1 rRNA gene is annotated in these 255 nt (G+C 54.9%); it reads right to left on the minus strand.

Annotation, left to right across the window (positions count from 1 at the left end):
* Positions 1 to 255 (minus strand): 16S ribosomal RNA (locus M6G53_RS25330); the annotation flags it as partial.

The following is a 255-nucleotide window of genomic DNA, read 5'->3' on the forward strand; positions in this document are numbered from 1 at the left end:
ACTTAACAAACCGCCTGCGTGCGCTTTACGCCCAGTAATTCCGATTAACGCTTGCACCCTCCGTATTACCGCGGCTGCTGGCACGGAGTTAGCCGGTGCTTCTTCTGCGAGTAACGTCAATTGATGAGCGTATTAAGCTCACCACCTTCCTCCTCGCTGAAAGTGCTTTACAACCCGAAGGCCTTCTTCACACACGCGGCATGGCTGCATCAGGCTTGCGCCCATTGTGCAATATTCCCCACTGCTGCCTCCCGT

The organism is Serratia nevei (assembly GCF_024160145.1).
GTDB classification, from domain to species: Bacteria; Pseudomonadota; Gammaproteobacteria; order Enterobacterales; family Enterobacteriaceae; genus Serratia; species Serratia nevei_A.